Below are 23712 nucleotides of genomic sequence, written 5' to 3'. Positions count from 1 at the left end.
TCAGTCGGCGACGCGGATGAGCACCTTGCCCGTCGCGCCCTGCTCGACCGCGTCGTGGGCGGCCGCGGTCTCCTCGAGCGGGAACCAGGTCAGCGGGAGGCCCGCCTCCTCGCCCACCGGGAGCGCGCCGTCGGCGAGCGCCGCGGTGATGTCCTCGGCCGCGGCCTGCAGCGCCTCTTCGCCCACCGTGTAGAGCAGCAGGCCCTGCCACCGGGCGTTCTTCGCGAAGCTCGCGACGATCGGCACGACGAACTCGTCGCCGTTGTTGTTCGCGTAGTACCCGATGCTGCCGTGGTTGGCGAGCACCTCGACGTCGAGCGCGGCGTTCTGAGCCGGGGCGACCTCGACCACGTGCTGGACGCCCTCGGGGGCGAGCTCGCGGATCCGGTCGGCGAGCGCGTCGTCCGGGTACTGCAGCACGTGCTGCGCGCCGGCCGCACGGGCGAGCCGCTCCTTGGAGTCGCTGCTCACCGTCGCGATGACGGTCGCCCCGGCCCAGACCGCGAGCTGGATCGCGGCGTGCCCGACGGCTCCGGCGCCGCCCTGGACCAGGACGGTGCGGCCGGCGAGGGCGCCGGGCGCGAGGCGGGAGGGGCCGTGCTCGTGCACGGTGAGGGCGCGGTGGGCGGTCATCGCGGGGACGCCGAGGCTCGCGGCGACGTCGGTGCCGACGCCCTCGGGCAGGCGCACGACGTGCTCGGTGGCGAGCACCGCCGACTCCTGCGCGGTGCCGGTGGGGCGGCGGTGCGCGGAGAGGTACATCCAGACCCGGTCGCCGACGGTCAGGCCCTCGACGCCCTCGCCGACCGCCTCGACGACACCGGCGCCGTCCTGGTTCGGGACGACCTCGTCGAACGCGAGGTCGCCGTCGGCGCGTGCCTTCCAGTCGGTCGGATTCACGCCCGACGCCAGGACGCGGACGCGGACCTCGCCGGCGCCCGGCGCCCGCTCCTCCCGGTCGACGAGGGAGAGGACGGAGGAGTCACCGGTGCGGGAGTAGACGATCGATCGCATACGGAGGGCAAGGAGCGCGGGCGGCGGTGTATTCCCGGCGGCACGACGAAGGGCGGCGGGCCCGGAGGCCCGCCGCCCTGTCAGCGCCGACGCATCAGTGCTGCACGTCCTCCTGGACGGCGTGCTTGGCCTCGCGGGCCGAGTCCTTCACGTCGTCGGTGGCGGAGGTGCCCGCCTCCTTGACGTTCTGCGCGGCGTCGGTCGCGGTCTCCTTGACGGAGGCGAAGGCCTGCTGCGCGGGCTCGCGGAGCTCGCTCGCCGCCTCCTTGGCCGCGTCGGTCACCTTGTCGACGACCGGCTGGGCCTGCTCCTTGACGCGGCTCGCCGCCTCCTTCTCCTTGCTGGAAGCGGGGATGAGCGAGGCGACGAGGAGTCCGGCGCCGAGGGCGATGAGCCCCACGGCGAACGGGTTGCCCTTGGCCTTGGCCTTGGCCTTGGCCGAGCCCGCACCGCTCGAGAGCGAGTCGGAGGCGTCGTGCGCCGAGCCCATCACGCGGTCGCGGACGGAGCCCACGGCCGACTTGACCTTGTCGGTCTGACGCTGCGCGATGGCGGACGGGCTGACCTTCTCGGCCAGCGCGTCGACGTCTCCGCCGAGCTCGAGGCGCGTGCGCTCGATGTCCGCCCGGATCTCCTCGGGTGTCTTGTTCTGTCCTGCGTCGTACGTCATCGTCCTGCCCCGTTCGGCTTGAGGGTGTCGGGAATCTTCTTGAGGGAGTCGACCGTCTCGGGAGCGCCGTCGACCTGCTTCAGGCTCTTGCGGCCCACCGCGTAGAGGATCGCGGCCACGATCGCCCAGATGACGGCCACGACCACTCCGGACCAGCCGTTGCCGATCAGAGTGCCCAGGCCCCACCAGAGGGCGATCGAGAGGAAGAGCACGGCCATCAGCGCGGCGTACCCCGCCCCGCCGAGGAGGCCCGCTCCCTTGCCCGCCTTGCCGGCGGACTCCTTGAGCTCGGCCTTGGCGAGGGCCATCTCCTGGCGGATCAGGGTGGAGAGGTCGCGCGAGACCTCGCCGAGCAGATCGCCCAGCGACGTCGACCCGGCCCGCTGGTCGGGCGTCTCCGTCGAGCGGTGGACGCCCGTCGGGTCGGTCACAGCCGGCCGCCGTTCGGGAAGCCGCCGTCGAGCGGGTCGGCGACGGGCTCGGTCGGCGCGTAGTCGCGCTCGAGGGAGCTCGATCCGACGGTGCCGTAGGCGGACGCGACGGGCGCGTCGTACGCGGAGGCGTCGGAGTACGCGGTGGTCGAGGCGGGGGCGTCGAACTCGGGCCCGTCGGTGCGGGTGCTCGTCGCCTCCTTCTCGTCCTTCGCCTCGGCGGTCAGGGCGCGGATGAGGCGCCCGCCGACGAGTCCCGTCGCCGCGGCGATGAGGATGAAGGCACCCGGGCGGCGGCGGGCGAACGCGCGGACGTCGTCGAGGAGCTCGGACGGGTCGCGGTTCTCGAGCCACGAGGCCACACCCTGCACGCGGGTGGCTGCCTGGGAGACGAGCTTCGCGGCGGCGTTGTCGCTGCCGCCCTCGCCGTTGGCCAGCGCGGTCAGGTCGTCACTGAAGGCGCGGGCGCCCTTGGCGGCGTTCTCCTTCTGGGCGTGGGCCTGCTCGGTGAGCTGGGTGCGGCTCTGGTCGTAGAGGTCCTTGACCTGGACCTTGGCCTCCTGGACCACGTTGGCGGCCTCGTCCTTGCCGGTCGAGAGCACTTCGCTCGCGGCCTGCTTGGCGTCGCCGGCGACGGCGCCGGCCTGGTCCTTGGCGGTGCCCGCGGCGGCGCTCGCCTTCTCCTTCGCGGAGTCGGCCGTGCCGCCCGAGGAGGAGCCGGAGGAGGTGTCCGTGGAGGCGACGTGCGCCCCGCTGTCGATGGGGGTCTCGGTCGCGCCGAAGTTCGCGGCGCCGTCTCCGAACGGAGGTGAAGCGGGATCGATGTTCGACATCGTCTGTCCCTTCCAGGATCGAGTGGGGAATGAATGCGTGCCGGCGTCGCCAGTCTGTTCGGGCCCTCGAGTACCGGGAAGGGCATAGCGGCTGACCCCCCGATGGGGCTACCATCCCGCGCCCACGAGGGCGGGTCGCAGAGGGCCCGTGGATCGACTGCTCCGCCGCCTCGTCAAGCCCCTTCTGACCCGCGAACAGGGCTCCCTACCGTCGAGAGGACAGACATCGGACGTCCGCACCCGGATCCGCCCGGCTACCCCGGAAAGGCAACCAGTCATGTTCTTCCACCGTCAGGAACTCCAGTTCACGTCCACGCCCTCGAAGCCCGACGCGGTCTTCGCCCGCCGCTTCCAGGAGGTGCTCGGCGGCCAGTACGGCGAGATCACCGTGGCGATGCAGTACGGCTTCCAGGCCTGGAACGCCCACGACCCGGGCAAGTACCGGGACCTGCTCTTCGGCATCGGCGCCGAGGAGTTCGGCCACGTCGAGATGATCGCCGTGATGATCGCCCAGCTGCTCGAGAAGGCCCCGGTCGAGCAGTCCGAGGACGCGATGAAGAAGGACCCCGTGCTCGCGGCGGTCATCGGCGGCTCCGACGTGCAGCACGCCATCGTGGCCGGCGCCGGCGCGCGCCCCGTCGACAGCATGGGCAACCCGTGGCAGGGCTCCTACATCACCGCCAGCGGCAACCTGCTGGCCGACTTCACCGCCAACGCGAACGCGGAGATGCAGGGCCGGCTCCAGGTCGCCCGGCTCTACCACATGACCGACGACCACGGCGTGCGCGACCTCCTGTCGTTCCTCCTGGCCCGCGACACCATGCACCAGAACCAGTGGATCGCGGCGGCCGCCGAGCTGCGCGCGGAGGGCCGGGAGGACCTGCCCGTGCCCTCGAACTTCCCGATCTCGAAGGAGGAGCGCTCCGTGTCGTACGAGTACATCAACTTCTCGGACGGAGCAGCGGCCTCCGAGGGCAGCTGGGCCTCGGGCCCGACCCCGGACGGCAAGGGAGAGTTCAGCTACCGTGTCGCGGAGCCCGGCGGCAACGTCCCGATGCCCCCGCCCACGCAGCCGGACGAGCGCCTCTACGGCACCGACCCGAAGCCGAACATCGTCGAGAAGGCAGTGGGGGCCGTCAAGGACGCGGTGACGGGCAAGTGAGCGCCGCACGGGTCCTCGGGGCGCTCGGCGCCTCCGCCCTGACGATCGGCCTGCTGGCCGGCTGCACCGGCGACGCCCAGACGCCGTACCAGTCGGGGAGCGCGGTGCCCACCAGCGCCGACGACGGATCGTCGCAGACGCCCACGAACGCGCCCTCGCAGTCCGCTCCGTCCGAGTCCGCCACCCCGGCGACCTGATCCCGCGCCCTCGACCGGCCGGCACCGGTCGAGGGCGCGAATCATCGCAGTCCAGCGGGCACCCGGGCAAGCCCCTTCCCGCTCCCAGGAAGCGGGCAGTTCCCGGTCCTACGGTCGTGCCAACGATCAGCGAAGGAGGCACCACCATGGGGCTCGATGACAAGATCAAGAACGCCGCTCAGGACATCGCCGGCAAGGCGAAGGAAGCCCTGGGCGACCACAAGAACGACGACAGCCTGAAGGCCGAAGGCCAGAAGGACCAGGCCGCGGCCTCGGCCAAGAAGGCCGGCGAGGACGTCAAGGACGTCTTCAAGTAGGTCTCGGCAGTACCGCGAAGGCGGCGCTCCCCTCGGGGGGCGCCGCCTTCGCTGTTCCCCGGCTAGGGGTGCAGGACGACCTTGATGCAGCCGTCCTCCTTCTTCTGGAAGGTCTCGTAGAGGGCCGGAGCGTCCTCGAGCGGCGCCCGGTGGGTCACGAGGTCCATCACGCCGAGCGGATCGGAGGAGTCCTCCACCAGCGGCAGCAGGTCGTCGATCCAGCGCTTCACGTTGCACTGGCCCATCCGCACCGTCACCTGCTTGTCGAACATCGACTTCAGCGGCATCGGGTCGGCCTCTCCGCCGTAGACCCCGCTCAGCGACACGGTGCCGCCGCGGCGCACCAGGTCGAGGGAGGCGTGCACTGCGGCGAGGCGGTCGACGCCGACCGTGTCCATCGCCTTGCGGGCGATCGGGTCGGGCAGGAGCCCCGCCATCGACTGCGCGAACGAGCCGACAGGCGAGCCGTGCGCCTCCATGCCGACCGCGTCGACGACGGAGTCGGGGCCGCGCCCGTCCGTGAGGTCGCGCAGCTGCGCGGCGATGTCGTCGGACAGGTCGAACGTCTCCACGCCGTACCGCTCGGCCATCGCGCGCCGCTCGGCGACGGGCTCCACGGCGAGGACGCGGTAGCCGCGGTGGGCGCCGATCCGCGCCGCGAACTGGCCGACCGGGCCGAGTCCGAAGACGACCAGGGTCCCGCCGTCGGGCACCTGCGCGTACTCCACGCCCTGCCAGGCGGTGGGCACGATGTCGCTGAGGAAGAGGTAGCGCTCGTCCGGCAGGTCCGTGCCGACGACGATCGTGTTGTAGTCGGCCAGCGGCACGCGGAGCAGCTCGGCCTGCCCGCCGGGGACCTGGCCGTACATCTTCGTGTAGCCGAAGAGCGCCGCTCCCGAGCCGTACTCGGTGACCTGCGTCGTCTCGCACTGCGACTGCAGCCCTCGGCGGCACATGAAGCACTCGCCGCAGGCGATGGTGAAGGGCACGACGACCCGGTCGCCGGGCTTCAGGGTGGTGACTCCGGAGCCCACCTCCTCGACGACGCCCATGGGCTCGTGGCCGAGCACGTCCCCGCGGTCGATGTAGGGCCCGAGGAGGCGGTAGAGGTGCAGGTCGGAGCCGCAGATCGCGGTCGAGGTGATCCGGACGATCGCGTCGGTCGGCTGCTGGATGCGGGGGTCGGGGACGGTCTCGACCGAGACCTTCTCGATGCCCTGCCAGGTGAGTGCTCGCATGCTCGTGTCCGTTCTCCGGCTCGCGCCGGTCGGGGTCGGTGTCCCTCCACCGCACACCCGGAGGGCGCCGAGGGGGAGGGGCTTGACGCTCCCCGGAGCGTTCCCGAGGGGGATTCCCGGGAGAACGCACGGACGTGCATCCCGCGTTCACCCGACTCACGGCGGCCGAGTGGTGGGATGGGGGGATGGATGCTCTCTACACCGCCATCGCCCACGCCTCCGGTGGAGGACGCGACGGCCACGTCCGCACCGAGGACGACCGTCTCGACCTCGACACCCGCGCCCCGCAGGAGCTCGGCGGCTCCGGCGAGGGGACCAACCCCGAGCAGCTGTTCGCGGCCGGCTACTCCGCCTGCTTCCTCAGCGCCCTGCACGGAGCCGGTCGCCAGCTGAAGATCGACACGACCGACGCGGCCGTCTCGGCCAGCGTCTCGATCGGGAAGAACGACTCCGACGGCTTCGGCCTCTCGGTCGAGCTCGACGTCTACGTGCCGAAGGCGAGCTCCGAGGACGCGCAGAAGGTGGCCGATGCGGCGCACCAGCTCTGCCCGTACTCCAACGCCACCCGCGGCAACATCCCCGTGCAGATCAACCTGGTCGACTGACCGGGCCCTCTCGACGGCCCCTCCCGGACTCCGGGCAGGGGCCGTCGTCGTGTCCGGGGGCGGTCCGTTAGGGTCGGGGCATGACCGAGGAGCTGTCGCACGAGGAGCCGTCGCACGAGGAGTCCCTGGCGCGGGCCGAGCTCGTGCAGATCCGTCAGAGCATCGACAACATCGACGCGGCGCTGATCCACCTGCTCGCCGAGCGCTTCAAGTTCACGCAGAAGGTCGGCCGGCTGAAGGCCGCGCACGGGCTGCCCGCCGCGGACCTCGAGCGCGAGGCGCGCCAGATCGCGCGGCTGCGGGCGCTCGCCGAGGAGTCGCACCTCGACCCGGCGTTCGCCGAGAAGTTCCTCGGGTTCATCGTCGCCGAGGTCATCCACCACCACCAGCGCATCGCCGACGGCGCCGAGGACTGAGCCTCAGCCCTCGATCCGCAGCAGCCCCGCCGTGCGCTCGCGCAGCACGCCGAGCAGCAGCGGGTAGTCGGGGAAGAGCTGGTCGCGCCGCAGCGTCGGCACCCGCAGCCCGAGGGGGACCTCCGTGATGCGGCCGTTCGTCTCGGTGAGGGTCAGGCGGAGGCTCCGGCTCCCCGTCGGGCTCGAGGCGACGACCGAGCGCAGAGCCTCGAGCGGGAAGATCAGCCCGTCGATCTGGATGGCCGACTCCGACACCACGATCGAGCCCGGCAGCCCGGGCCGCAGCGCCAGCCGCGCGGCGACCAGCCCGAGCGGGAGGGAGAGCGCCACGACGACCGCCCCCAGCGCGATCTGCGCGCGGTCGCCCGACGGGGATCCCGCGAGGGCGACGGCCAGGACGCCGGCGGCGAACGCCTCCGTGGCGACGACGACCAGGGCGACCGCCCGGCGCTGGAGCGGAGCGCGGTGCGGCCGGAAGCGGACGGCCGAGGCGGGCCCGGCCAGAGCGGGCGGCAGGGCGTCGCGGACGCGGGCGGCGGCGCCGAGGTCGGCGAGCAGGGCGGCGAGGTCCTCCGGGCGGAAGTGGCCGCAGCGGACCTCGACTCCGTCTCCGCGGCACCAGGCGACGAAGCCGTCGCCGTCGGCGGACTCGAGGAAGCGGACCGACCGGCGGGGCCACTGCTCGCGGCGGCGGCGGCCGCGCATCAGCACGACCTGCGTCTCGGTCGTCATCACGCGGGTGGGGGAGACGACGAAGAGCGAGACCGCCGAGGCCAGTCCGATGACGACGGTGAGGGCGAGGAGCCCGAGCGCGAGCACCGACTCGTCGAGGACGCCGCGGCGGTCCGCGAGGACGGCGAACGGGATGAGCACGGCCGCGAGGCCGGCGCCGAGGAGCCGCAGGAGGAGGGCGCGGAGGCGTCGCAGGACCGACGGGCCGTACACCCGTCGCGTCCGGATCGCCATCGGTTCCGACTCCATCGCGTCAGGCTAGCCCCGGCCGGGACCGGTCGCCCGGAGAGGCGCGTCGGTGGCGCGATCCTCGCGCCACCCGTCCCCGGTTCGGGGGAGGAGTGGCGCGAGGCGCGGCCTACGCCTCCGCGGTGCGGTGCAGGGCGCGGACCGAGACGACCCGGCGACGGGCGATCGCGGCGACGGTGAGCAGCAGCCCGAACAGCAGCCAGATCACCAGGCCGACGACGGCGCCGGCCGTGCCGTCGGTGCCCTCGACCACTCCGGACAGCGCGTTCTGCGCCGCCGAGAGCGGCAGGAACCCGAGCACGTCGTCGAACAGCCCGGGGACCGTCGAGATGATGCCCGCGCCGAGCGCGATCACCGCCGCGACCATCGCGAGGAAGCGGCCGATCCCTCCGAGCAGGGCGACCAGCCCCTGGTTCACCGCGGCGAACGAGGCGCCGGTGAGCATCGCCAGGAGGGCGAAGCCGACCCAGCGGCCCGGCTCCAGGCCCGCGACGTCGCTCATCACGATCGCGACCGCGAGTCCCTGCACCACGCCGATCACGAGCGCCGGCACGTAGGAGGAGAGGGCGAGCGCCGCGGAGGAGCGGGTCGAGGAGAGTGCACGGTGCGAGAACGCCGCGAGCACCAGGAACGTCGCGAGGGCGCCGAGCCAGAGGGCGATCGTCGCGAAGAACGGGACGCTGGAGGCTCCGAACAGGTCGGTCGCGCTGCTCGCGTTCTCGACCGGGTCCGAGACGACGTCGGCGAGGTTCGTCGACTCCGACTCGGTGTAGGTCGGGAGCTGCGCGACCGCGGCGTCGAGGCCGGTCGCGAGCGTGCGGGTGCCGTCGGCGAGCTGCACGGCGCCGTCCGAGACCCCGCTCGCGCCGTCGGCGAGCTGGTCGGCTCCGTCGGCGGCGGAGGAGGCTCCCGCGGCGAGGTCGGCGGCACCGCCCGCGGCGGTGGTCGCGCCGGTCGCGAGGTCGCGGGCGCCGGCCGCGGCGGTGGTGGCGCCGGTCGCGAGCTGCGCGGACCCGGCCGCCGTGGTGTCGAGGCCGTCGGCGAGCTGGGACGCTCCGTCCGCGGCGTCGTCCGCGCCGTCCGCGAGCTGCGTCAGGCCGCCGGACAGCTGTCCGATGCCCCCCGAGAGAGTGCGCGCGCCGGTGGCGGACTGCCCGACCGCGTCGATCAGCGAGGGCTGCCCGTCGCCGCCGAGGCGGATGCCCGCGTCGATCCCGGCGACGGCTCCCGCGGTCGTCGTGGCGAGGGTGGTCGCGCCGGTGGGTCCGCCCGCCGAGGCGATGACGGCGCGCGCGGCGAGGCACTGCGTCGTCTCGCAGCCCTCGAGCGCGGCGCTGAGCGCCTCGAAGGTCCCCGCAGTGGCGGCGGCGGCGCCGGCGCTGAGGGCGGCGACCTGCTGGGTCCCGTCGCCGGTCCTCACCACTCCCTCCCTCAGCTGGTCGAGCCCGTCGGCCAGGTCGGAGGCGCCGCCCTGCAGCGCGGTCGTCTTGGTCGCCGAGTCGCGGGCGCCCGTCGCGAGCTGTCCCACTCCGCCGGAGAGGCCGCGCGCACCGGTGGCCAGCTGCGCGACTCCGCCGGAGAGGTCGGAGGCTCCGGTGCCCAGCTGCCCCACGCCGTCGGCGAGGGACGAGGCTCCGGTGCCGATCTGCCCGACGCCGTCCGAGAGCGAGGAGGCGCCGGTGGCGAGCTCGTCGATCCCGTCGGCGAGGCTGCTCGTGCCGTCGGCGAGGGTCGAGGCGCCGGTGCCGAGCTGGTCGGCGCCGTCGGCGAGCGTGCCCGCGCCCTCGGCCGCCTGGCCGATCTGCTCGTTGAGGGTGTTGAAGCCGACGTAGACGTTCTCGAGGTAGGCCGTGGTCAGCTGCGTGTTGAGCAGCGAGGTGGCGGTGCTGGTCACGGTGGCCGAGATGGCGTCGTCGACGAGCTTGGCCTTCTCGCTGGTGGCGATGTCGATGGTCGCCTTCGTCGCCTCCGCGGCGTCGCCGGAGTACGAGGTGGCGGCGGCGGAGAAGGAGGAGGGGATCGTCACGACGGTCGCGTAGCTGCCGTCGGCGAGGCCCTTGGCGGCGTCGTCCTTGTCCGTGAGGACCCAGGTGAAGTTGCCCGTCGAGTCCGAGCCGGAGACGTTGGGCACCGGGGTCGTGCTCGCGGACGGCGTCGCGCTCGCCGAGGGGGTGGAGGAGAGGGCGTCCGAGCTCGCGGAGTCGGTGCCGCCCGTCACCAGGCCGGCCGCGAGCTGGCGCCCGAGCGGCACGGTCTGCCCGTTGATCTCGACCGGGGTGTCCTCGTTGACCACGGCGGCCGTGATCGTGTCGAGTCGCTCGGTCGGGTTCCACAGCGCCCACACCAGGAGGCCGCCGATGACGAGGGGGACCAGGACGATCCCGAGAAGGGTCAGCCAGGACACCTTCTTGACGCCGCGGGGGCGTTCGAGGGAGAGGAGAGCCATCTGTCAGAGGACCTTTGCGATCGCGCGGCGCTCGGCCGCGGGCGAGACCGCGAGCACGCCGCGGTCGGAGGGGAGGAGGTCGTCGAGCGCCTCGGCGTCGACGGAGGAGGCGACCACGGTGAACGCGTCGTCGGCGGCGCGGGCGGCGTCGAGCTCGGCCCGGATCGCGCCGCGCAGCTGCGGGTCGGTGACCGTGTCGAGGTCGTCGAGCACCAGGATCGGCGGAGCCGACTCCAGGGCCGACCGGACGTCGGCGACGGGGTCGGCGGCTCCGGCGAGGCGCACCAGCCCGACCCGGCCGCGCACGGCGGCGGAGCGGATCGGCACGACCAGGCCCGCGACCTTCAGGCGCCCGGAGTCGGGGGCGAGCCGACCGGCGATGCTCAGCAGCAGCGCGGTGCGGCCGGAGCGGTGCGGCCCGTGGACCACGAGGGAGGAGCCGGGAGCGACCCGCAGCGAGACGCCGCTGTAGACGGGACCGTCGGGTCCGTCGAGGCGGAGGTCCTCGGCCGCGATCACGTCCGTGGATCCGGGCTCCGGCCAGTCGGCCAGCGCGAGCTCCTTCGTGAGGCCCTCGCCCTCGACGTCGAAGGACGGGAGGACGCGGTCGAGCCAGCGCGGCATGTGCCAGGCGCGGTCGCCGAGCAGGTGCAGCACGGCGGGCACCAGCGTCATCCGCACGATGAACGCGTCGACGAAGACGCCCACGGCGAGCCCGAGCGCGATCGGCTTGATGTTGGTGTCCCCCTCCGGCACGAAGGCGGCGAAGACCGAGAACATGATGACCGCGGCGGCCGTGACCACCTTGGCCGAGCCGACGAAGCCCGACTCGACAGCGGCGCGCGCCGGCCTCCCGTGCACGTAGTCCTCGCGCATCCGCGAGACCAGGAACACCTCGTAGTCCATCGCGAGGCCGAAGAGCACGCCCATCAGGATGATCGGCATGAAGCTGATGATCGGGCCCGTCTTGTCGACGTGCAGAGCGTCCGAGAACCATCCCCACTCGAACACCGCCGCCACGGCGCCGAAGGACGCGCCGACCGACAGCAGGTAGCCCAGCGTCGCCTTGATCGGCACCCAGAGCGAGCGGAACACCATCGTCAGCAGCACCAGCGACAGGCCCACGACGAGCAGGCCGAACGGCAGGAGGGCCTTGGCGAGCGTGTCCGAGATGTCGATCCCGACCGCGGTCTGGCCGGTCACCGCGAGGTCGACGCCGTACTCCTGCTGGAAGTAGTCGTGCTTGTCGCGGATCTCGGCGACCAGCGCCTTGGTGGCCTCGGAGTCGGGGCCGCCCTCGGGGATGACCTGGATGATGCCGGTGTCGGCGGTCTCGTTGGGCGTCGCGAGCGGCACCGAGGCGACTCCCTCGAGCTTCTCGATCTCGCCCTTGAGGTCGTCCATCAGGCCGAGCGGATCGGTCGAGCCGATGATCGTGCCGGTGACGATGAGCGGGCCGTTGTAGCCGGCGCCGAAGTTCTCGGCGAGCAGGTCGTAGGTGGTGCGCGCGGGAGTGCCCTCGGCCTGGTAGCCGGCGTCCGGCAGGGCGAGGCGGAGGCTGAGCGCCGGGATGCTCGCGACGCCGAGCACGCCGATCACCGCGATGATCGTCACGATCGGGAAGCGCGTGACGACCCGGACCCAGCCGCGGAAGAACCCGCGCGGGACCTCGGCGTGCACGTGGCCGCCGGGGGAGGCGGTCGCCGCCTCCTCGTGCGCCTCGGTGTCGACGTGGGTGCCCGCGGCGGCGGCGGCCTTCGCGGCCTTCTTCTTCGCGCGGCGCTCCTTCGGGCGCAGCCGCGCGCCGGCGAAGCCGAGGAGGGCGGGGGTCAGGGTGAGCGCGATGACCACGGCGATCGCGACTCCGCCCGCCGCTGCGACGCCCATCGTGGTGAGGAACGGGATGCCCGCGACCGAGAGGCCGACGAGCGCGATGATCACGGTCAGGCCCGCGAAGACGACGGCGGAGCCCGCGGTCGCGGTCGCCCGCGCGGTCGACTCCTCCGGGTCCATGCCCTGCTTCAGCTGGTCCTGGTGGCGGCTGATGATGAAGAGGGCGTAGTCGATGCCGACCGCCAGGCCCAGCATCAGCGCCAGGAGCGGCGTGGTCGAGGAGATCGAGGCGAAGCGGGTGGCGATGAAGATGGCCGACATCGAGAGGGCGACGCCGAGCAGTGCGGTGATCAGCGGCATGCCGGCGGCCAGGAACGAGCCGAAGGTGAGCACGAGGACGACGAGGGCGACCACGAGGCCGATCGCCTCCGTGATGGTCACGCCGGGGAGGTTCTGGGCGAAGAGGTCGCCGCCGAGCGAGACCACGGAGCCGGCGGGCAGCGCGTCCTGGAGGGTCGTCGCCTCGGCCTTCAGCGCGTCGCGGCTCTCGGGGCTCGTGGTGGTGGCGGAGCCGTCCATCTGGGCGGTGATGACGAGGGCGTTCCCGGCGTCGGAGATCGTGCCGGAGACGCTGTCGGAGTAGGGGTCCGTGACGGCCGCGACCTCGTCGACGTCGCCGAGCGCGGCGACCGCGTCACTGACGGGGCCCTTCACGTCGGCGTCCTGGACGCTGCCTCCGTCGGGCGCGACGACCACGTACCGCGCGGACGTGCCGCTGACCTGGGGGAAGGTGCGCTCGAGCTGGTCGAGGGCGGTCTGCGACTGCGTGCCCGGGATGGAGAACGTGTTGTCGGTGCCCTGGTTGAGCAGCAGCGCTCCTCCTCCGCCCGCCACCACGATCAGCAGCCACAGGACGGCGACGAGGCGGTGGGCGCGGTACACGCGACGACCGAGACGGTAGAGCAGCGACGACACGCGGTCTCCTGACGATGGGTGGGGAGGGTGGCGATACGTCTCTGTACCAGGGCGGAGCCGGGCTCCGATACACGAGCGTATCCGATACAGGACCGTATTCGATACGTGAATGTATCGGATAAGGTGAACGGCGTCGAAGGTGTTGACAGGGCGGGCAGGAGGCTGGTGATGACGGCGATCGACTCCACCCCTCCCGAGACCTCCCGCCGCGGCCGCACCCGCGAGCGCCTGCTCGACGCGGCCTACGACGTCTTCGCCGAGACCGGCGTGCACAGCGCGTCCGTCGAGCAGATCTGCGAGCGCGCCGGGTTCTCGCGCGGCGCCTTCTACTCCAACTTCTCCAGCAAGGAGGAGCTGTTCTTCGCGCTCATGGAGCGGGAGAACGGCGCCCGGGTGACCGCCCTCGTCGAGCAGATGGACCGCACGATCCCGCGCGTCGTCTCGGCCGACGAGCCGCTGACGGCCGAGACGCTGGCCGTGGTCATCCTCGACTTCCTCCAGGGTCCTGCCACCGACAACCGCCGCTGGTGCGTGGTCGAGTCGGAGTTCGAGCTGCTCGCGCTCCGCGACCCGCGGATCGCTCCGCAGTACCGCGACTTCCGCGCCGGCTTCGACGCCTCGCTCGTGCAGATCGTGCACGGGGCGCTGCGCCAGGTGCGCCGTGAGTTCTCCCTCGAGCCGACGACGGCCGTGCGCCTGCTGGTGGCGGGCTACGACGACGCGGTCAAGCAGTCGATCCTCGAGGACGAGTCGGAGCCCGCGTCGCTCGAGCGCCTGCGGGCGACGCTGACGGCGATCGTCCTCGCGATCTCGTCCGCCGACGCCTGAGCCGGGCCGGCCCTCGCGACGGCCGCCGCCGTACCAGACGGCCGGCTCCGCACCGGGAGGCCGCGCGGCCGCTGGGGAGTGCCGGGTCCGGTCCCCGCTCCTCCGCCCGCGCGACGAGGATGGACCCATGGAACTGCGTCAGCTCGAACACTTCCTCGCCGTCGCGAAGGAGCAGCACTTCACCCGCGCCGCGAGCGCTCTGCAGATCTCGCAGTCGGGCCTCTCGGCGTCGATCCGCGCGCTCGAGAGCGAGCTGGGCAGCCCCCTCTTCACCCGCAGCACGCGCCGGGTCGAGCTGACGCCGGCCGGTCGGGCGATGCTCGCGGAGTCGGAGCGCTCGGTCGCCAGCGCGCTCGCCGCCCGCGACGCGGTGCTCGCTGTGCAGGGGGTGCTCCGCGGGAGCCTCGCGGTCGGCACGGAGGAGTGCCTCGGCGGCGTGCACCTGCCGCGTGAGCTCGCGACCTTCCGCGAGCAGCACCCGGGAGTCGCGCTCCGGCTGATCCACGAGGGGTCCGGCACGCTGCTCGACTCCGTCGCCGCCGGCCGCCTCGACCTGGCGCTGGTCGCCGACATCGGAGCCGTGCCGGGCGGCGTGCGGACGATGCCGCTGGCGAGCGAGGGCTTCGCGGTGCTCGTGCGCCCGGGTCACCCGCTCGCGAGCCGCGTCGGCTGCCGCATCCCGGACCTGGCGGGCGAGACGATCGTGGGGCTGCAGGAGCACTGGGCGGCGAGTCACCTCGCGGCGCGGGCGTTCGCGGCGCACGGCCTCGCGTTCGAGGTCGAGCTCGAGGTGAACGACGTGCACACGCTGCTCGACCTGGTCGAGTACGGCATGGGGATCGCGGTCGTGCCGGCGCACTTCGCCGAGAAGCGCCCGGCCGGGCTGCGGGCGGTGGCGCTCGCCGATCCGCTCCTGGTGTGGCGGACGATGGTGGCGGTGCCGGAACGTCCGAGCGCCGCGGCCCGCGCGTTCGTCTCGGCCCTCCCGCAGCCGCTGCAGGACGCGGTCTGAGTCGGAACGCGCTCGCAACGGAGGAGGGACCAGCGCCGAGATCCCGCGATCCGCGTCGGACCGGTGCCTCGACCGGATCCCTCCTCCGTCCTGAACGGGCTCAGTCGAGCGAGGCCAGCTCCTCGGGCGTGAGCTCCAGGTCGGCCGCCGTGGCGGAGTCGCGGATGCTCTCGGGGCGGGAGGCGCCCGGGATCGGCAGCACGACCGGGGCCTTCGCCAGCTCCCAGGCGAGGCAGACGACCTGCGGCGTCACGCCGCGGGCCTCGGCGACCGCCGCGAACGCGGAGTAGCGCGAGCCGAGCTCGCCCGCCGAGGAGATGCCGCCGAGCGGGCTCCACGGCAGGAACGCCAGTCCGAGCTCGGCGCAGAGCTCGAGCTCCGGCTCGCTGGAGCGGAACGACGGCGAGAACTGGTTCTGCACCGAGACCAGCCGCTCGCCGAGGATGCCGTGCGCCTCGCGGATCTGGTCAGGGTCGGCGTTAGAGATGCCCGCGCGGAGGACGACGCCCTCGTCGAGCAGCTCGGCCAGCGCTCCGATCGAGTCGGCGTAGGGGACCGCCGGGTCGGGCCGGTGGTACTGGTAGAGGCCGATCGCGTCGACGCCGAGGCGCTTCGCGGACGCGCGGGCCGCCTCCTTGAGGTACTCGGGGCGGCCGTCCTGATCCCAGGGGCCGGGCTCGCGGCGCAGGTGGCCGCCCTTGGTGGCGACGAGCACGGCGGAGGTGTCGCCGCCGTAGCTGCGCAGCGCCTCCGCGATCAGCAGCTCGTTGTGGCCGAGGTCGTCCTGGGTGGCGAGGTGGTAGGCGTCGGCCGTGTCGATCAGGGTCACGCCGGCGTCGAGGGCGGCGTGGATCGTGGCGATCGAGCGCTCGCGGTCCGGGCGGCCCTCGATCGACATCGGCATGCCGCCGAGTCCGATCGCGCCGACCTGGACGTCGCCGAGAGTGCGCTGCTTCATGAATGCTCCTTCGCAGTGGGGTGGGTGGTCACCAGGCGTAGTCCTCGGGGGCTGTCCGGTGGCCGGGGAAGATCTCGTCGAGGCGCGCGAGGGCCTCGGCGTCGAGGGTGATGTCGACGGCGGCGACGGCGCTCTCGAGCTGCTCGAGCGTCCGCGGCCCGGTGATCGGACCGGTGACGGCGGGCTGGTGGAGGAGCCACGCCAGCGCCAGCTCGCCGGGCGCCTCGCCGCGCTCGCGGGCGAACGCCTCCCACTGCTCCAGCGCGGGACGGTGCTCCTCGATCGCGGCGAGGGTGCGCTCGGAGGAGCGGCGCCCGCCCTCCGCGGTCTTCTCGAGGACGCCGCCCAGCAGCCCGCCCTGCAGCGGCGACCAGGGGATGACGCCGAGCCCGTAGTGCAGCGCGGCGGGCAGGACCTCGCGCTCGACGTCGCGGACGAGCAGGTTGTAGATCGACTGCTCGGAGGCGAGGCCGGTGAAGTGGCGGGCGCGCGCCGCCTCCTGCGCCTGGGCGAGGTGCCAGCCGGCGAAGTTGCTGGAGCCGACGTAGAGGACCTTGCCCTGCTGGACGGCGACCTCCGTCGCCTGCCAGATCTCGTCCCAGGGAGTCGTCCGGTCGACGTGGTGGAACTGGTAGAGGTCGATGTGGTCCGTCTGCAGGCGGCGGAGGCTCTCGTCGAGCGCGCGGCGCAGGGTGAGCGCCGAGAGGCGGCCGCCGTTGGGCCAGGAGTCGCGGCCGCGCTCGGCTCCGGGAGCGGCGAACTCGCCCATGTCGCCGAAGACCTTGGTCGCGAGGACGGTGCGCTCGCGGCGCTCGCCGCCCTGCGCGAACCAGCGGCCCACGATCTCCTCGGTGGCGCCGCGGCCGGCCTCGCCTCCGTACACGTTGGCGGTGTCGAAGAAGTTGACGCCGAGCTCGTGCGCGCGGTCCATGATCGCGAACGAGTCGTTCTCCTCGGTCTGCATGCCGAAGTTCATGGTGCCGAGGACGGTGCGGGAGACGGACAGGCCGGTGCGACCGAGGTGCGTGTACTGCATGGTCGCAGTCGACTCCGGTTCGGGCCGCGTGTCCAACAGGCGCTCGGCATGGGTGCGATCGACGGGGGAGGTCAATCGGGGGCGCGCCGTCCAGGGGCCGCCCGAGCCCCGCCTCGGTCGGGCCTGCGCGTCGGCCGGGTCCAGCGGCCTCGACCGGATCGCCCGCAGCCCGCTGGGCGCGGTGGCGCCCGGCCGCCCGGGTGCCGGGTTAGAGTCGCGGAATGGTCCGGACGACGCAGCGCCTCGTGATCGCCCTCTCCGCCGTGGTCCTGCTCGCCGGCTGCACGGCGGAGGCGACGAGCCCCGCCGCCGCACCCGCCGAGCCGACCGCCTCGACCGCCTCGACCGCCTCGACCGCACCGCCCGCCGCCGGAGCCGAGTCCACGCCGCGGCCGGTGCCGAGCGTCTCGACCACTCCCGCACCCGTCGAGGACGTCTCGGGCGAGTGCGTCGTCCAGGCGCTCGACGAGGGGACGCTCGACGGCGTCGACCTCGAGCGCGTGCGCGACCGCGGCACCCGCGTCGGCGCGACCGGGACGGCGAGCACCGCCTCCGACGGCGCCCCGGCCTCCTACCTGGTGGCAGCGGGCGATATCAGCGAGCGGATCGCGGACCGGTTCTGCATCAGCTCCGACTACCTCTCCGCGCTGAACTCGGTGCGCCGCGACGGCGTCGACATCGACAGCCTCTACGGCGGCGACATCCTCAACCTCCGCCCGACGACCGTCCTGAGCGTCGGCGACCAGAACGGCCGCGTCCTCGACAACGCCGAGCCCGACGACCTCCCCGCGCAGACCGGCTGACGCCGCTCCCGCCCGCCGCCACTCCTCCCGCCTCGCAGCAGCACGCGACCACCGCGGAAGGCGCGGATCCGACGGCACGTGCGCGGCGCTCAGCCCAGGACGCCGATCAGGACCGCCGACACGGCGACGGTCGCCGCGAGCCCGGTCGTCCGCGAGCGGCGGCGCGCCGGGTCCTCGAACCACGGCAGCCCGTCCCAGCGCAGCACGGCGCCGGCCGCCCCGGCCGCGGTGAGAGCCACCAGCACGGCCCAGGGGAGCAGCGTCAGCGCCGACCAGTCGACGAGCGCCCGCCCGAGCAGCAGCACGGCGACGGCCTCGACGCCGCGGGCGAGCGTCCGGACGCGGTCGCGGTCGAGGAACCCGGCCGCCCGGCGCCGGGGGATGCTCCCCAGGGCGAAGCGGCCGACGGTGAACGCGACGACGAGCAGGACGAGGATCGAGGCGATCATCACGACTCCTCCCCGGCGCGCTGCAGCAGGCGCAGACCGAGCTCGTCGACCGAGCTCGCCGTGTCCCCGTTGACGAACACGGCCACGCCGCGCTCCCGGTCCATCGCGAGCATCGTCGAGTAGCCGGAGGTCCCTCCGTTGTGCCAGGTCACGGATCCGCCGTCCTCCGACTCCGAGGTGAACCAGCCGAGGCCGATCCGCGCCCCGTCGGCGTCGGACCGCGGATCCAGGACGCTCGCCGCGGGCACCCCCAGCGCGGGGTCGTCGGTGAGGAGGGCCTGCGCGTAGCGGGCCATGTCCGCCGCCGTGGAGCGGACGCCGCCCGCCGGCGCGTAGCCCGCCATCGTCCACGCGTCGACGGACCGCCCGCTCGCCGAGAAGCCGGTCGGCGCGTCGGCGGGGAGGGCGTCCGCGGTCTCAGGGACGGAGGTCGCGGTCATCCCGAGCGGATCGAGGACGCGCTCGCGGAGGAGATCGGCGTAGTCGCGGCCCTCGGCGCGGGCGAGCGTCTGGCCCAGTACCGCGGCACCGAGGTTCGAGTAGGCGTGCACGTGCTCGCCCTGGTCCGCCTCGGCGGCCTGCCGGAGGACGTCGTCGGCCGACCAGCCCGCGTAGGGGTCCGTGCCGCGCAGCTGGGCGACGAGCGTCGAGGCGAGGTCGCCGATACCGGTGGGGAGTCGCGGCAGGCCGGAGCGATGGGTCGCCAGCTCCTCGAGCGTCCCGGTGAAGCCGCCGACGTCGGCGTGCTCGGCGGCGGGGTCCTCGAGCCCGACCGTCCCCTCGGCGGCGCTCCGGGCGAGGAGGAGCGCGGTCATCGTCTTCGTGACCGATCCGATCTCGACCTCGGTCCGCTCGTCGGCTCCGAGTCCGCCGTAGCGCACGCCGTCGGGCGTGATCACGGCGGCGACGAGGTGGTTCCGCGCCCCGTCCCCGACGTCGGTCCGGAGCCACCCGGCGATCTCGGCGTCGCCCGTCGCCTCGGTCGAGAGGGTGGGAGCGGAGGGGCGGAGCAGCACTCCGCCGAGCAGGACGACGGCCGCGGCGGAGGCGGCGGCGAGGGCGAGGCGGCGGCGGGTCATCGGGGTCCTCCGGAGGCGAGCAGGATCACGAGCAGGGGGACGAGGCGCTCCGGCGGGACGCCGTAGCGGCCGCGGCCGCGCGCCTCCAGCCAGCCGGCGGCGACCAGCTGGTTGACGTGGTGGTAGATCTGCCCGGTGGTGCCTGCGCCCTCGCTCTCGGCGAGCTGCGCGACGGTCTCGACTCCGCCGGCCACCGCCTGCAGGAACCGCAGGCGCACGGGGCTGCCCAGCGCGGCGAGCGCGGTCGGCCCGGGGCTCGCTCCCCAGTCGCGCTCGAAGAACGCGTCGGTGCTGAGGCCGTACTGCCACTCGACGGGGCCGGCCGGGGTGGCGACCGAGCCGGCGAAGACCACTCCGCCGGGAGAGGGCAGGCGCTCGCGGAGAGCGGTCAGGGCCCAGAGCGGATCGTCTGCGGCGGGCGCGGCGGGGGTGTCGGCGCGCTCGAGGCGGTCGAGCCGCGCTCGGAGCTCGTCGACCTCGCCGGCGAGGTCTCGGGAGGAGGTCATGCCTCGACTATTGCAAACATTCCGTAATCACGGAAATCCGGAGCTGACCGGTACCGCAGGAGTCGCGGTGGTCCAGCTCGACCACCGCGACTCCTGCGGACTCGGATCGCCCGGAGGCTCAGCCGAAGTGGCGCGGCAGCACGGCGCCGTTCACCGAGCGCAGCTCGTCCAGCGGCAGCGTGAAGAGGCCCTGCACCTCGACCGCGGGGGTCGCCGCGTCGGTCACGCCGATGCGCAGCACCGGGTAGCCCCGGCCCTCGCAGAGCCCGCGGAACTTCACGTCGTCCTCGCGCGGCACCGACACGAGCACACGGCCGGTCGACTCCGAGAACAGCGCGGCCGTGGCGTCGACGCCGTCGCGCTCCATCAGCTCGTCGAGCCAGATGCGCGCCCCGACGCCGAAGCGCAGCGCCGACTCGGCCAGCGCCACCACGAGCCCGCCGTCGGCGAGGTCGTGAGCGGAGGCGATGAGCGACTCCTTCGCGCCCGCCGAGATCAGCTCGGCCAGCGCGCGCTCGGCGGCCAGGTCGAGCTGCGGGGGCAGCCCGCCGAGGTGGTCGTGGATGGTGCCGGCCCACGCGGAGCCGTCGAGCTCGTCGCGGGTGGTGCCGAGGAGGTAGAGGTTGTCGCCCTCGTCCTGCCAGCCGGAGGGGATGCGGCGCGCGACGTCGTCGATCACGCCGAGGACGCCGACGACGGGGGTCGGGAAGATCGGCACGTCGCCGGTCTGGTTGTAGAACGAGACGTTGCCGCCGGTGACGGGGATCTCGAGCTCGAGGCAGGCGTCGGCGAGCGCGCCCACGGCCTCGCGGAACTGCCACATCACCTCGGGGTTCTCGGGGCTGCCGAAGTTGAGGCAGTCCGAGACCGCGACCGGGGTCGCTCCGGTGACGGCGACATTGCGGAACGCCTCCGCCAGCGCCAGGCGGGCGCCCTGCGCCGGGTCGAGCTGGCACCAGCGCCCGTTCGCGTCGGTCGCGACTGCGAAGCCGAGGCCCGACTCCTCGTCGACGCGGACCATGCCGCCGTCGTCGGGGTAGCTGAGCGCGGTGTTGCCGAGCACGTAGCGGTCGTACTGCGAGGTGATCCAGCTCTTGTCGGCGAGGTTCGCCGAGCCCAGCAGCGCCAGGGTCTCGGCGCGCAGCGCGTCGCCGCCGGTCGAGCGGGGCAGGCGGGAGGAGGAGTCGGCCTGCAGCGCGTCGAGCCAGGAGGGGTACTCGATCGGGCGCTCGTAGACCGGGCCGTCGACCGCGACGGTGCGCGGGTCGACGTTGACGATCTCCTCGCCGTGCCAGTTGATGATGAGGCGGCCGGAGTCGGTGACCTCGCCGAGCACGCTGGTCTCGACGTCCCACTTGCCGACGACCTCGAGGAACGCGTCGAGCTTCTCGGGCGTGACGACGGCCATCATCCGCTCCTGCGACTCCGACATGAGGATCTCCTCCGCCGTGAGCGAGGGGTCGCGCAGCAGCACCGAGTCGAGCTCGATGAACATGCCGCCGTCGCCGTTGGAGGCCAGCTCCGAGGTGGCGCACGAGATGCCCGCGGCGCCCAGGTCCTGGATGCCCTCGACGAGGTCCTTGCGGAACAGCTCGAGGCAGCACTCGATGAGCACCTTCTCGGCGAACGGGTCGCCGACCTGCACCGCGGGACGCTTGGTCGGTCCGCCGTCGGCGAAGGTGTCGGAGGCGAGGATCGACGCGCCGCCGATGCCGTCGCCTCCGGTGCGCGCCCCGAACAGCACGACCTTGTTGCCGACGCCGCGGGCGTTCGCGAGGTGCAGGTCCTCGTGGCGGAGGACGCCGACGGCCAGCGCGTTGACGAGCGGGTTGCCCTGGTAGACCGAGTCGAAGTAGGTCTCGCCGCCGATGTTCGGCAGGCCGAGGCAGTTGCCGTAGAAGGAGATGCCGGCCACGACGCCGTGCACCACGCGCGCGGTGTCGGGGTCGTCGATCGCCCCGAAGCGCAGCGCGTCCATGACCGCGACCGGCCGGGCGCCCATCGAGATGATGTCGCGGACGATGCCGCCGACCCCCGTCGCCGCACCCTGGAAGGGCTCGATGTAGCTCGGGTGGTTGTGGCTCTCGATCTTGAAGGTGACGGCCCAGCCCTCGCCGACGTCGACCACTCCGGCGTTCTCGCCCATGCCGACCATGAGGTTCTTCTTCATGGCGGGGGAGACCTTCTGCCCGAACTGGCGGAGGTACATCTTCGACGACTTGTAGGAGCAGTGCTCGCTCCACATCACCGAGTACATCGCGAGCTCGCCGCTCGTGGGGCGGCGGCCGAGGATCTCGCGGATGCTCGCGTACTCGTCGGGCTTGAGTCCGAGGGCCGCGTAGGGCTGCTCCCGCTCGGGCGTCGCCTCCGCGTTCGCAGTGGTGTCGGGAACGGCGGTGCGGCTGTCTGCCATGTGCTGGAGGCTCCAGGGGAGGGGGACGGGATGCGCGTCGATCCTACCCGCCGCGGTCGCCGGGGCCCGGGCCCACCGGTGGAGCGGTGCGGGCATCGGCGCCTAGGATCGGGCGGGTGAAGCGGGCGGCTCTGATCGGAACCGTGCTGTGGGGGCTCTACCAGTGCTTCGGGAACCTCGGAGCGGCGAACATCTCGTCGGACGAGCCCGTGTACCTCGCCGCGGGGTGGGACTACCTGCACGGCGACGTGAGCGCGAACCTCGAGCATCCGCCGACGGCGAAGTACCTGATCGGGCTCGCGCAGGTGCTGCTCGGCGAGGGGCTGCTCGCGGGCAGGATCGCCGCCGGCGCGGCCGCGTTCCTCACCGGGGTGGTGCTCTGGCTCTGGTTCCGGCGCGAGCTCGGCCCGACGCTCGCGCTCGTCCCGGCCGGCCTGTTCCTCCTCCTCCCGCGCACCGCCGTGGGCGCCGGCACCCGGATCGACCGCCTCGCGCTCCTGGAGCCGTTCATGGTGCTCTTCGCCGTCGCGGCGATGGCGGCGGCGTGGACCTGGTCGCGCGCCTCGCCGGGCAGGCGGAGCGGCTGGCTGATCGCACTGGCCGGTGCGCTGCTGGCGCTGTCGGTCACCTCGAAGCTGACCACCGCGGTCCTCGCGCCCGTGCTCCTGCTGCCGCTGCTGTGGTCGGGGAGCAGGGCCCGGGCTCTGCGGGGCGGCCTCGCCCTCTCCGTCGCGTTCGTCGTCACCGGGGTGCTCGCCTACCTGCCGGTGCACCCGGTCGAGGCGGTCCGGTATCTGCTCGAGTTCCAGTCCGAGCACAACGCCGACGGCCACCTGATCGAGGTCGCCGGGACCGCGTACGTCTTCCCTCCGTGGTGGGCGAACCTCTGGTTCATGGTCGTCGGCATCGGGCCGGCGGCGCTCGCCGTGCTGCTCCTCGGGACCCTGCTGGCCCTGCTCGCTCCGCGGCGCCGCGCGCTGGTGCTCTGCCTGGGCGCCGCGACGCTGCTCCTCCTCGTGTTCCACCTGGCGATCAGCTCGGTCGCGCTGCCGCACTACTACGCGGCGTGGGCGTGGCTCCTCTGCGCGCTGGCGGGCATCGGCATCGCGGAGGCACTGCGCGGCGGGATCGTGCTGCCCGCAACCCTCGCCCGCGGCGCCGGCGCGGTGCTGCTGGCCGCCTCCCTCGTGATCGCGATCGCCACCTCGGCGGGGATCGCCCAGGAGCGGCCGACCGGGATCGCGCGGGTGGCCGACGTGCTGCGCGAGCGCGGCCTCGACGGCGGCCTGGTCCTCGCGCAGGGCATGTCCTCGGGCGTCTACGTGCCCTACATCGGCGACCGGGTGACGACCGATCCGTCGTCCGCAGGGATCGTCGCCATCGCGATCGAGCGGTCGGCGCGCTTCCCCGTCGATCCGCGCGTGTCCGCCTACCTCGAGTCGGCGCGGCCCGAGACGGTGCGGCTCGACGACCTCACCCTCGTGCTGGTCGACGGACCGCTGCCGTGACC

General features: G+C 73.3%; 23 protein-coding genes. 9 read left to right on the top strand and 14 right to left on the bottom strand.

Annotated features, from left to right (window positions below):
- From C5C55_RS13675 to C5C55_RS13660, 4 genes are all read right to left on the bottom strand, one after another.
- Window positions 1-1014: an NADPH:quinone reductase gene (locus tag C5C55_RS13675; RefSeq protein WP_104234273.1), complete on the bottom strand. Its 1014-nt coding sequence runs from the start codon at window positions 1012-1014 to the stop codon at window positions 1-3.
- 94 nt (window positions 1015-1108) lie between these two features.
- Window positions 1109-1684: a DUF3618 domain-containing protein gene (locus C5C55_RS13670; RefSeq protein WP_104234272.1), complete on the bottom strand. Its 576-nt coding sequence runs from the start codon at window positions 1682-1684 to the stop codon at window positions 1109-1111.
- A complete protein-coding gene (locus C5C55_RS13665; protein ID WP_104222767.1) occupies window positions 1681-2115 on the bottom strand; it encodes a phage holin family protein in 435 nt (144 codons plus the stop codon). Before C5C55_RS13665 ends, C5C55_RS13670 begins: the two co-directional genes overlap by 4 nt.
- On the bottom strand, window positions 2112-2948 hold the full coding sequence (locus tag C5C55_RS13660) for a hypothetical protein (protein WP_104225698.1): 837 nt from the start codon (window positions 2946-2948) through the stop codon (window positions 2112-2114). Before C5C55_RS13660 ends, C5C55_RS13665 begins: the two co-directional genes overlap by 4 nt.
- A gap of 277 nt (window positions 2949-3225) precedes the next feature.
- Here C5C55_RS13660 and C5C55_RS13655 point away from each other — a divergent pair, with 277 nt between their 5' ends.
- The 3 genes from C5C55_RS13655 (at window position 3226) to C5C55_RS13645 (ending at window position 4624) form a co-directional block, all read left to right on the top strand.
- On the top strand, window positions 3226-4110 hold the full coding sequence (locus C5C55_RS13655; protein WP_104222765.1) for a manganese catalase family protein: 885 nt from the start codon (window positions 3226-3228) through the stop codon (window positions 4108-4110).
- Window positions 4107-4307 carry a hypothetical protein gene (locus C5C55_RS13650; RefSeq protein ID WP_104222764.1) on the top strand — a complete coding sequence of 67 codons (201 nt, stop codon included), beginning with the start codon at window positions 4107-4109 and terminating at the stop codon, window positions 4305-4307. Before C5C55_RS13655 ends, C5C55_RS13650 begins: the two co-directional genes overlap by 4 nt.
- Window positions 4308-4453: 146 nt before the next feature.
- Window positions 4454-4624 carry a CsbD family protein gene (locus C5C55_RS13645; protein WP_104222763.1) on the top strand — a complete coding sequence of 57 codons (171 nt, stop codon included), beginning with the start codon at window positions 4454-4456 and terminating at the stop codon, window positions 4622-4624.
- Window positions 4625-4686: 62 nt separating this feature from the next.
- Here the strand turns inward: C5C55_RS13645 and C5C55_RS13640 are convergent, their stop codons facing one another.
- A complete protein-coding gene (locus tag C5C55_RS13640) occupies window positions 4687-5862 on the bottom strand; it encodes a zinc-dependent alcohol dehydrogenase (protein ID WP_104222762.1) in 1176 nt (391 codons plus the stop codon).
- A 185-nt stretch (window positions 5863-6047) separates the two neighbouring features.
- Between C5C55_RS13640 and C5C55_RS13635 the strand changes: the two genes are divergently transcribed.
- Window positions 6048-6467 carry an organic hydroperoxide resistance protein gene (locus tag C5C55_RS13635; RefSeq protein ID WP_104222761.1) on the top strand — a complete coding sequence of 140 codons (420 nt, stop codon included), beginning with the start codon at window positions 6048-6050 and terminating at the stop codon, window positions 6465-6467.
- Window positions 6468-6547: 80 nt separating this feature from the next.
- A complete protein-coding gene (locus tag C5C55_RS13630) occupies window positions 6548-6883 on the top strand; it encodes a chorismate mutase (protein WP_104222760.1) in 336 nt (111 codons plus the stop codon).
- Window positions 6884-6886: 3 nt separating this feature from the next.
- Here C5C55_RS13630 and C5C55_RS13625 read toward each other — a convergent pair whose 3' ends face one another.
- The 3 genes from C5C55_RS13625 to C5C55_RS13615 all read right to left on the bottom strand — a co-directional run bounded on the left by C5C55_RS13625 (window position 6887) and on the right by C5C55_RS13615 (window position 13118).
- A complete protein-coding gene (locus C5C55_RS13625) occupies window positions 6887-7864 on the bottom strand; it encodes a hypothetical protein (protein WP_146076942.1) in 978 nt (325 codons plus the stop codon).
- 109 nt (window positions 7865-7973) lie between these two features.
- Window positions 7974-10310 carry a YhgE/Pip domain-containing protein gene (locus C5C55_RS13620; protein ID WP_104234271.1) on the bottom strand — a complete coding sequence of 779 codons (2337 nt, stop codon included), beginning with the start codon at window positions 10308-10310 and terminating at the stop codon, window positions 7974-7976.
- 3 nt (window positions 10311-10313) lie between these two features.
- A complete protein-coding gene (locus C5C55_RS13615) occupies window positions 10314-13118 on the bottom strand; it encodes an MMPL family transporter (RefSeq protein ID WP_104234270.1) in 2805 nt (934 codons plus the stop codon).
- Between the two features lie 168 nt (window positions 13119-13286).
- On the opposite strand from C5C55_RS13615, the gene C5C55_RS13610 reads away from it, so the two are divergent.
- On the top strand, window positions 13287-13946 hold the full coding sequence (locus tag C5C55_RS13610; protein ID WP_104234269.1) for a TetR/AcrR family transcriptional regulator: 660 nt from the start codon (window positions 13287-13289) through the stop codon (window positions 13944-13946).
- Between the two features lie 127 nt (window positions 13947-14073).
- Window positions 14074-14958: a LysR family transcriptional regulator gene (locus tag C5C55_RS13605; protein ID WP_104222755.1), complete on the top strand. Its 885-nt coding sequence runs from the start codon at window positions 14074-14076 to the stop codon at window positions 14956-14958.
- Between the two features lie 100 nt (window positions 14959-15058).
- Here C5C55_RS13605 and C5C55_RS13600 read toward each other — a convergent pair whose 3' ends face one another.
- Window positions 15059-15916, bottom strand: a complete 858-nt coding sequence (locus tag C5C55_RS13600; protein ID WP_104234268.1) for an aldo/keto reductase — start codon at window positions 15914-15916, stop codon at window positions 15059-15061.
- Window positions 15917-15944: 28 nt separating this feature from the next.
- Window positions 15945-16952 (bottom strand): aldo/keto reductase, encoded by a 1008-nt coding sequence (locus C5C55_RS13595; protein WP_104234267.1) that lies wholly within the window; start codon window positions 16950-16952, stop codon window positions 15945-15947.
- A gap of 221 nt (window positions 16953-17173) precedes the next feature.
- On the opposite strand from C5C55_RS13595, the gene C5C55_RS13590 reads away from it, so the two are divergent.
- The gene (locus tag C5C55_RS13590; RefSeq protein ID WP_104234266.1) at window positions 17174-17755 is read left to right on the top strand and encodes a hypothetical protein; all 582 of its coding nucleotides are present in this window, start codon (window positions 17174-17176) and stop codon (window positions 17753-17755) included.
- An 89-nt stretch (window positions 17756-17844) separates the two neighbouring features.
- Here the strand turns inward: C5C55_RS13590 and C5C55_RS13585 are convergent, their stop codons facing one another.
- The 4 genes from C5C55_RS13585 to purL all read right to left on the bottom strand — a co-directional run bounded on the left by C5C55_RS13585 (window position 17845) and on the right by purL (window position 22202).
- Window positions 17845-18204, bottom strand: a complete 360-nt coding sequence (locus C5C55_RS13585; RefSeq protein WP_104234265.1) for a hypothetical protein — start codon at window positions 18202-18204, stop codon at window positions 17845-17847.
- Entirely contained in the window at window positions 18204-19283 is a 1080-nt protein-coding gene (locus tag C5C55_RS13580; protein WP_104234264.1) for a serine hydrolase, read from the bottom strand. The genes C5C55_RS13585 and C5C55_RS13580 overlap by 1 nt, the downstream gene beginning before the upstream one ends.
- Entirely contained in the window at window positions 19280-19789 is a 510-nt protein-coding gene (locus C5C55_RS13575) for a helix-turn-helix transcriptional regulator (protein WP_104222749.1), read from the bottom strand. Before C5C55_RS13575 ends, C5C55_RS13580 begins: the two co-directional genes overlap by 4 nt.
- Before the next feature lie 118 nt (window positions 19790-19907).
- Complete coding sequence (purL, locus tag C5C55_RS13570) at window positions 19908-22202, bottom strand: phosphoribosylformylglycinamidine synthase subunit PurL (protein ID WP_104234263.1); 2295 nt, start codon at window positions 22200-22202, stop codon at window positions 19908-19910.
- A 116-nt stretch (window positions 22203-22318) separates the two neighbouring features.
- On the opposite strand from purL, the gene C5C55_RS13565 reads away from it, so the two are divergent.
- On the top strand, window positions 22319-23710 hold the full coding sequence (locus C5C55_RS13565; RefSeq protein WP_181067861.1) for a glycosyltransferase family 39 protein: 1392 nt from the start codon (window positions 22319-22321) through the stop codon (window positions 23708-23710).
- The last annotated feature ends 2 nt before the right edge of the window (window positions 23711-23712 follow it).

Origin of the sequence: Rathayibacter sp. AY1C2 (assembly GCF_002931195.1) — a bacterium.
Lineage (GTDB): Bacteria > Actinomycetota > Actinomycetes > Actinomycetales > Microbacteriaceae > Rathayibacter.
Note: the sequence above shows the minus strand (reverse complement) of the source record. Positions and strands in the feature narration are given on the sequence as shown.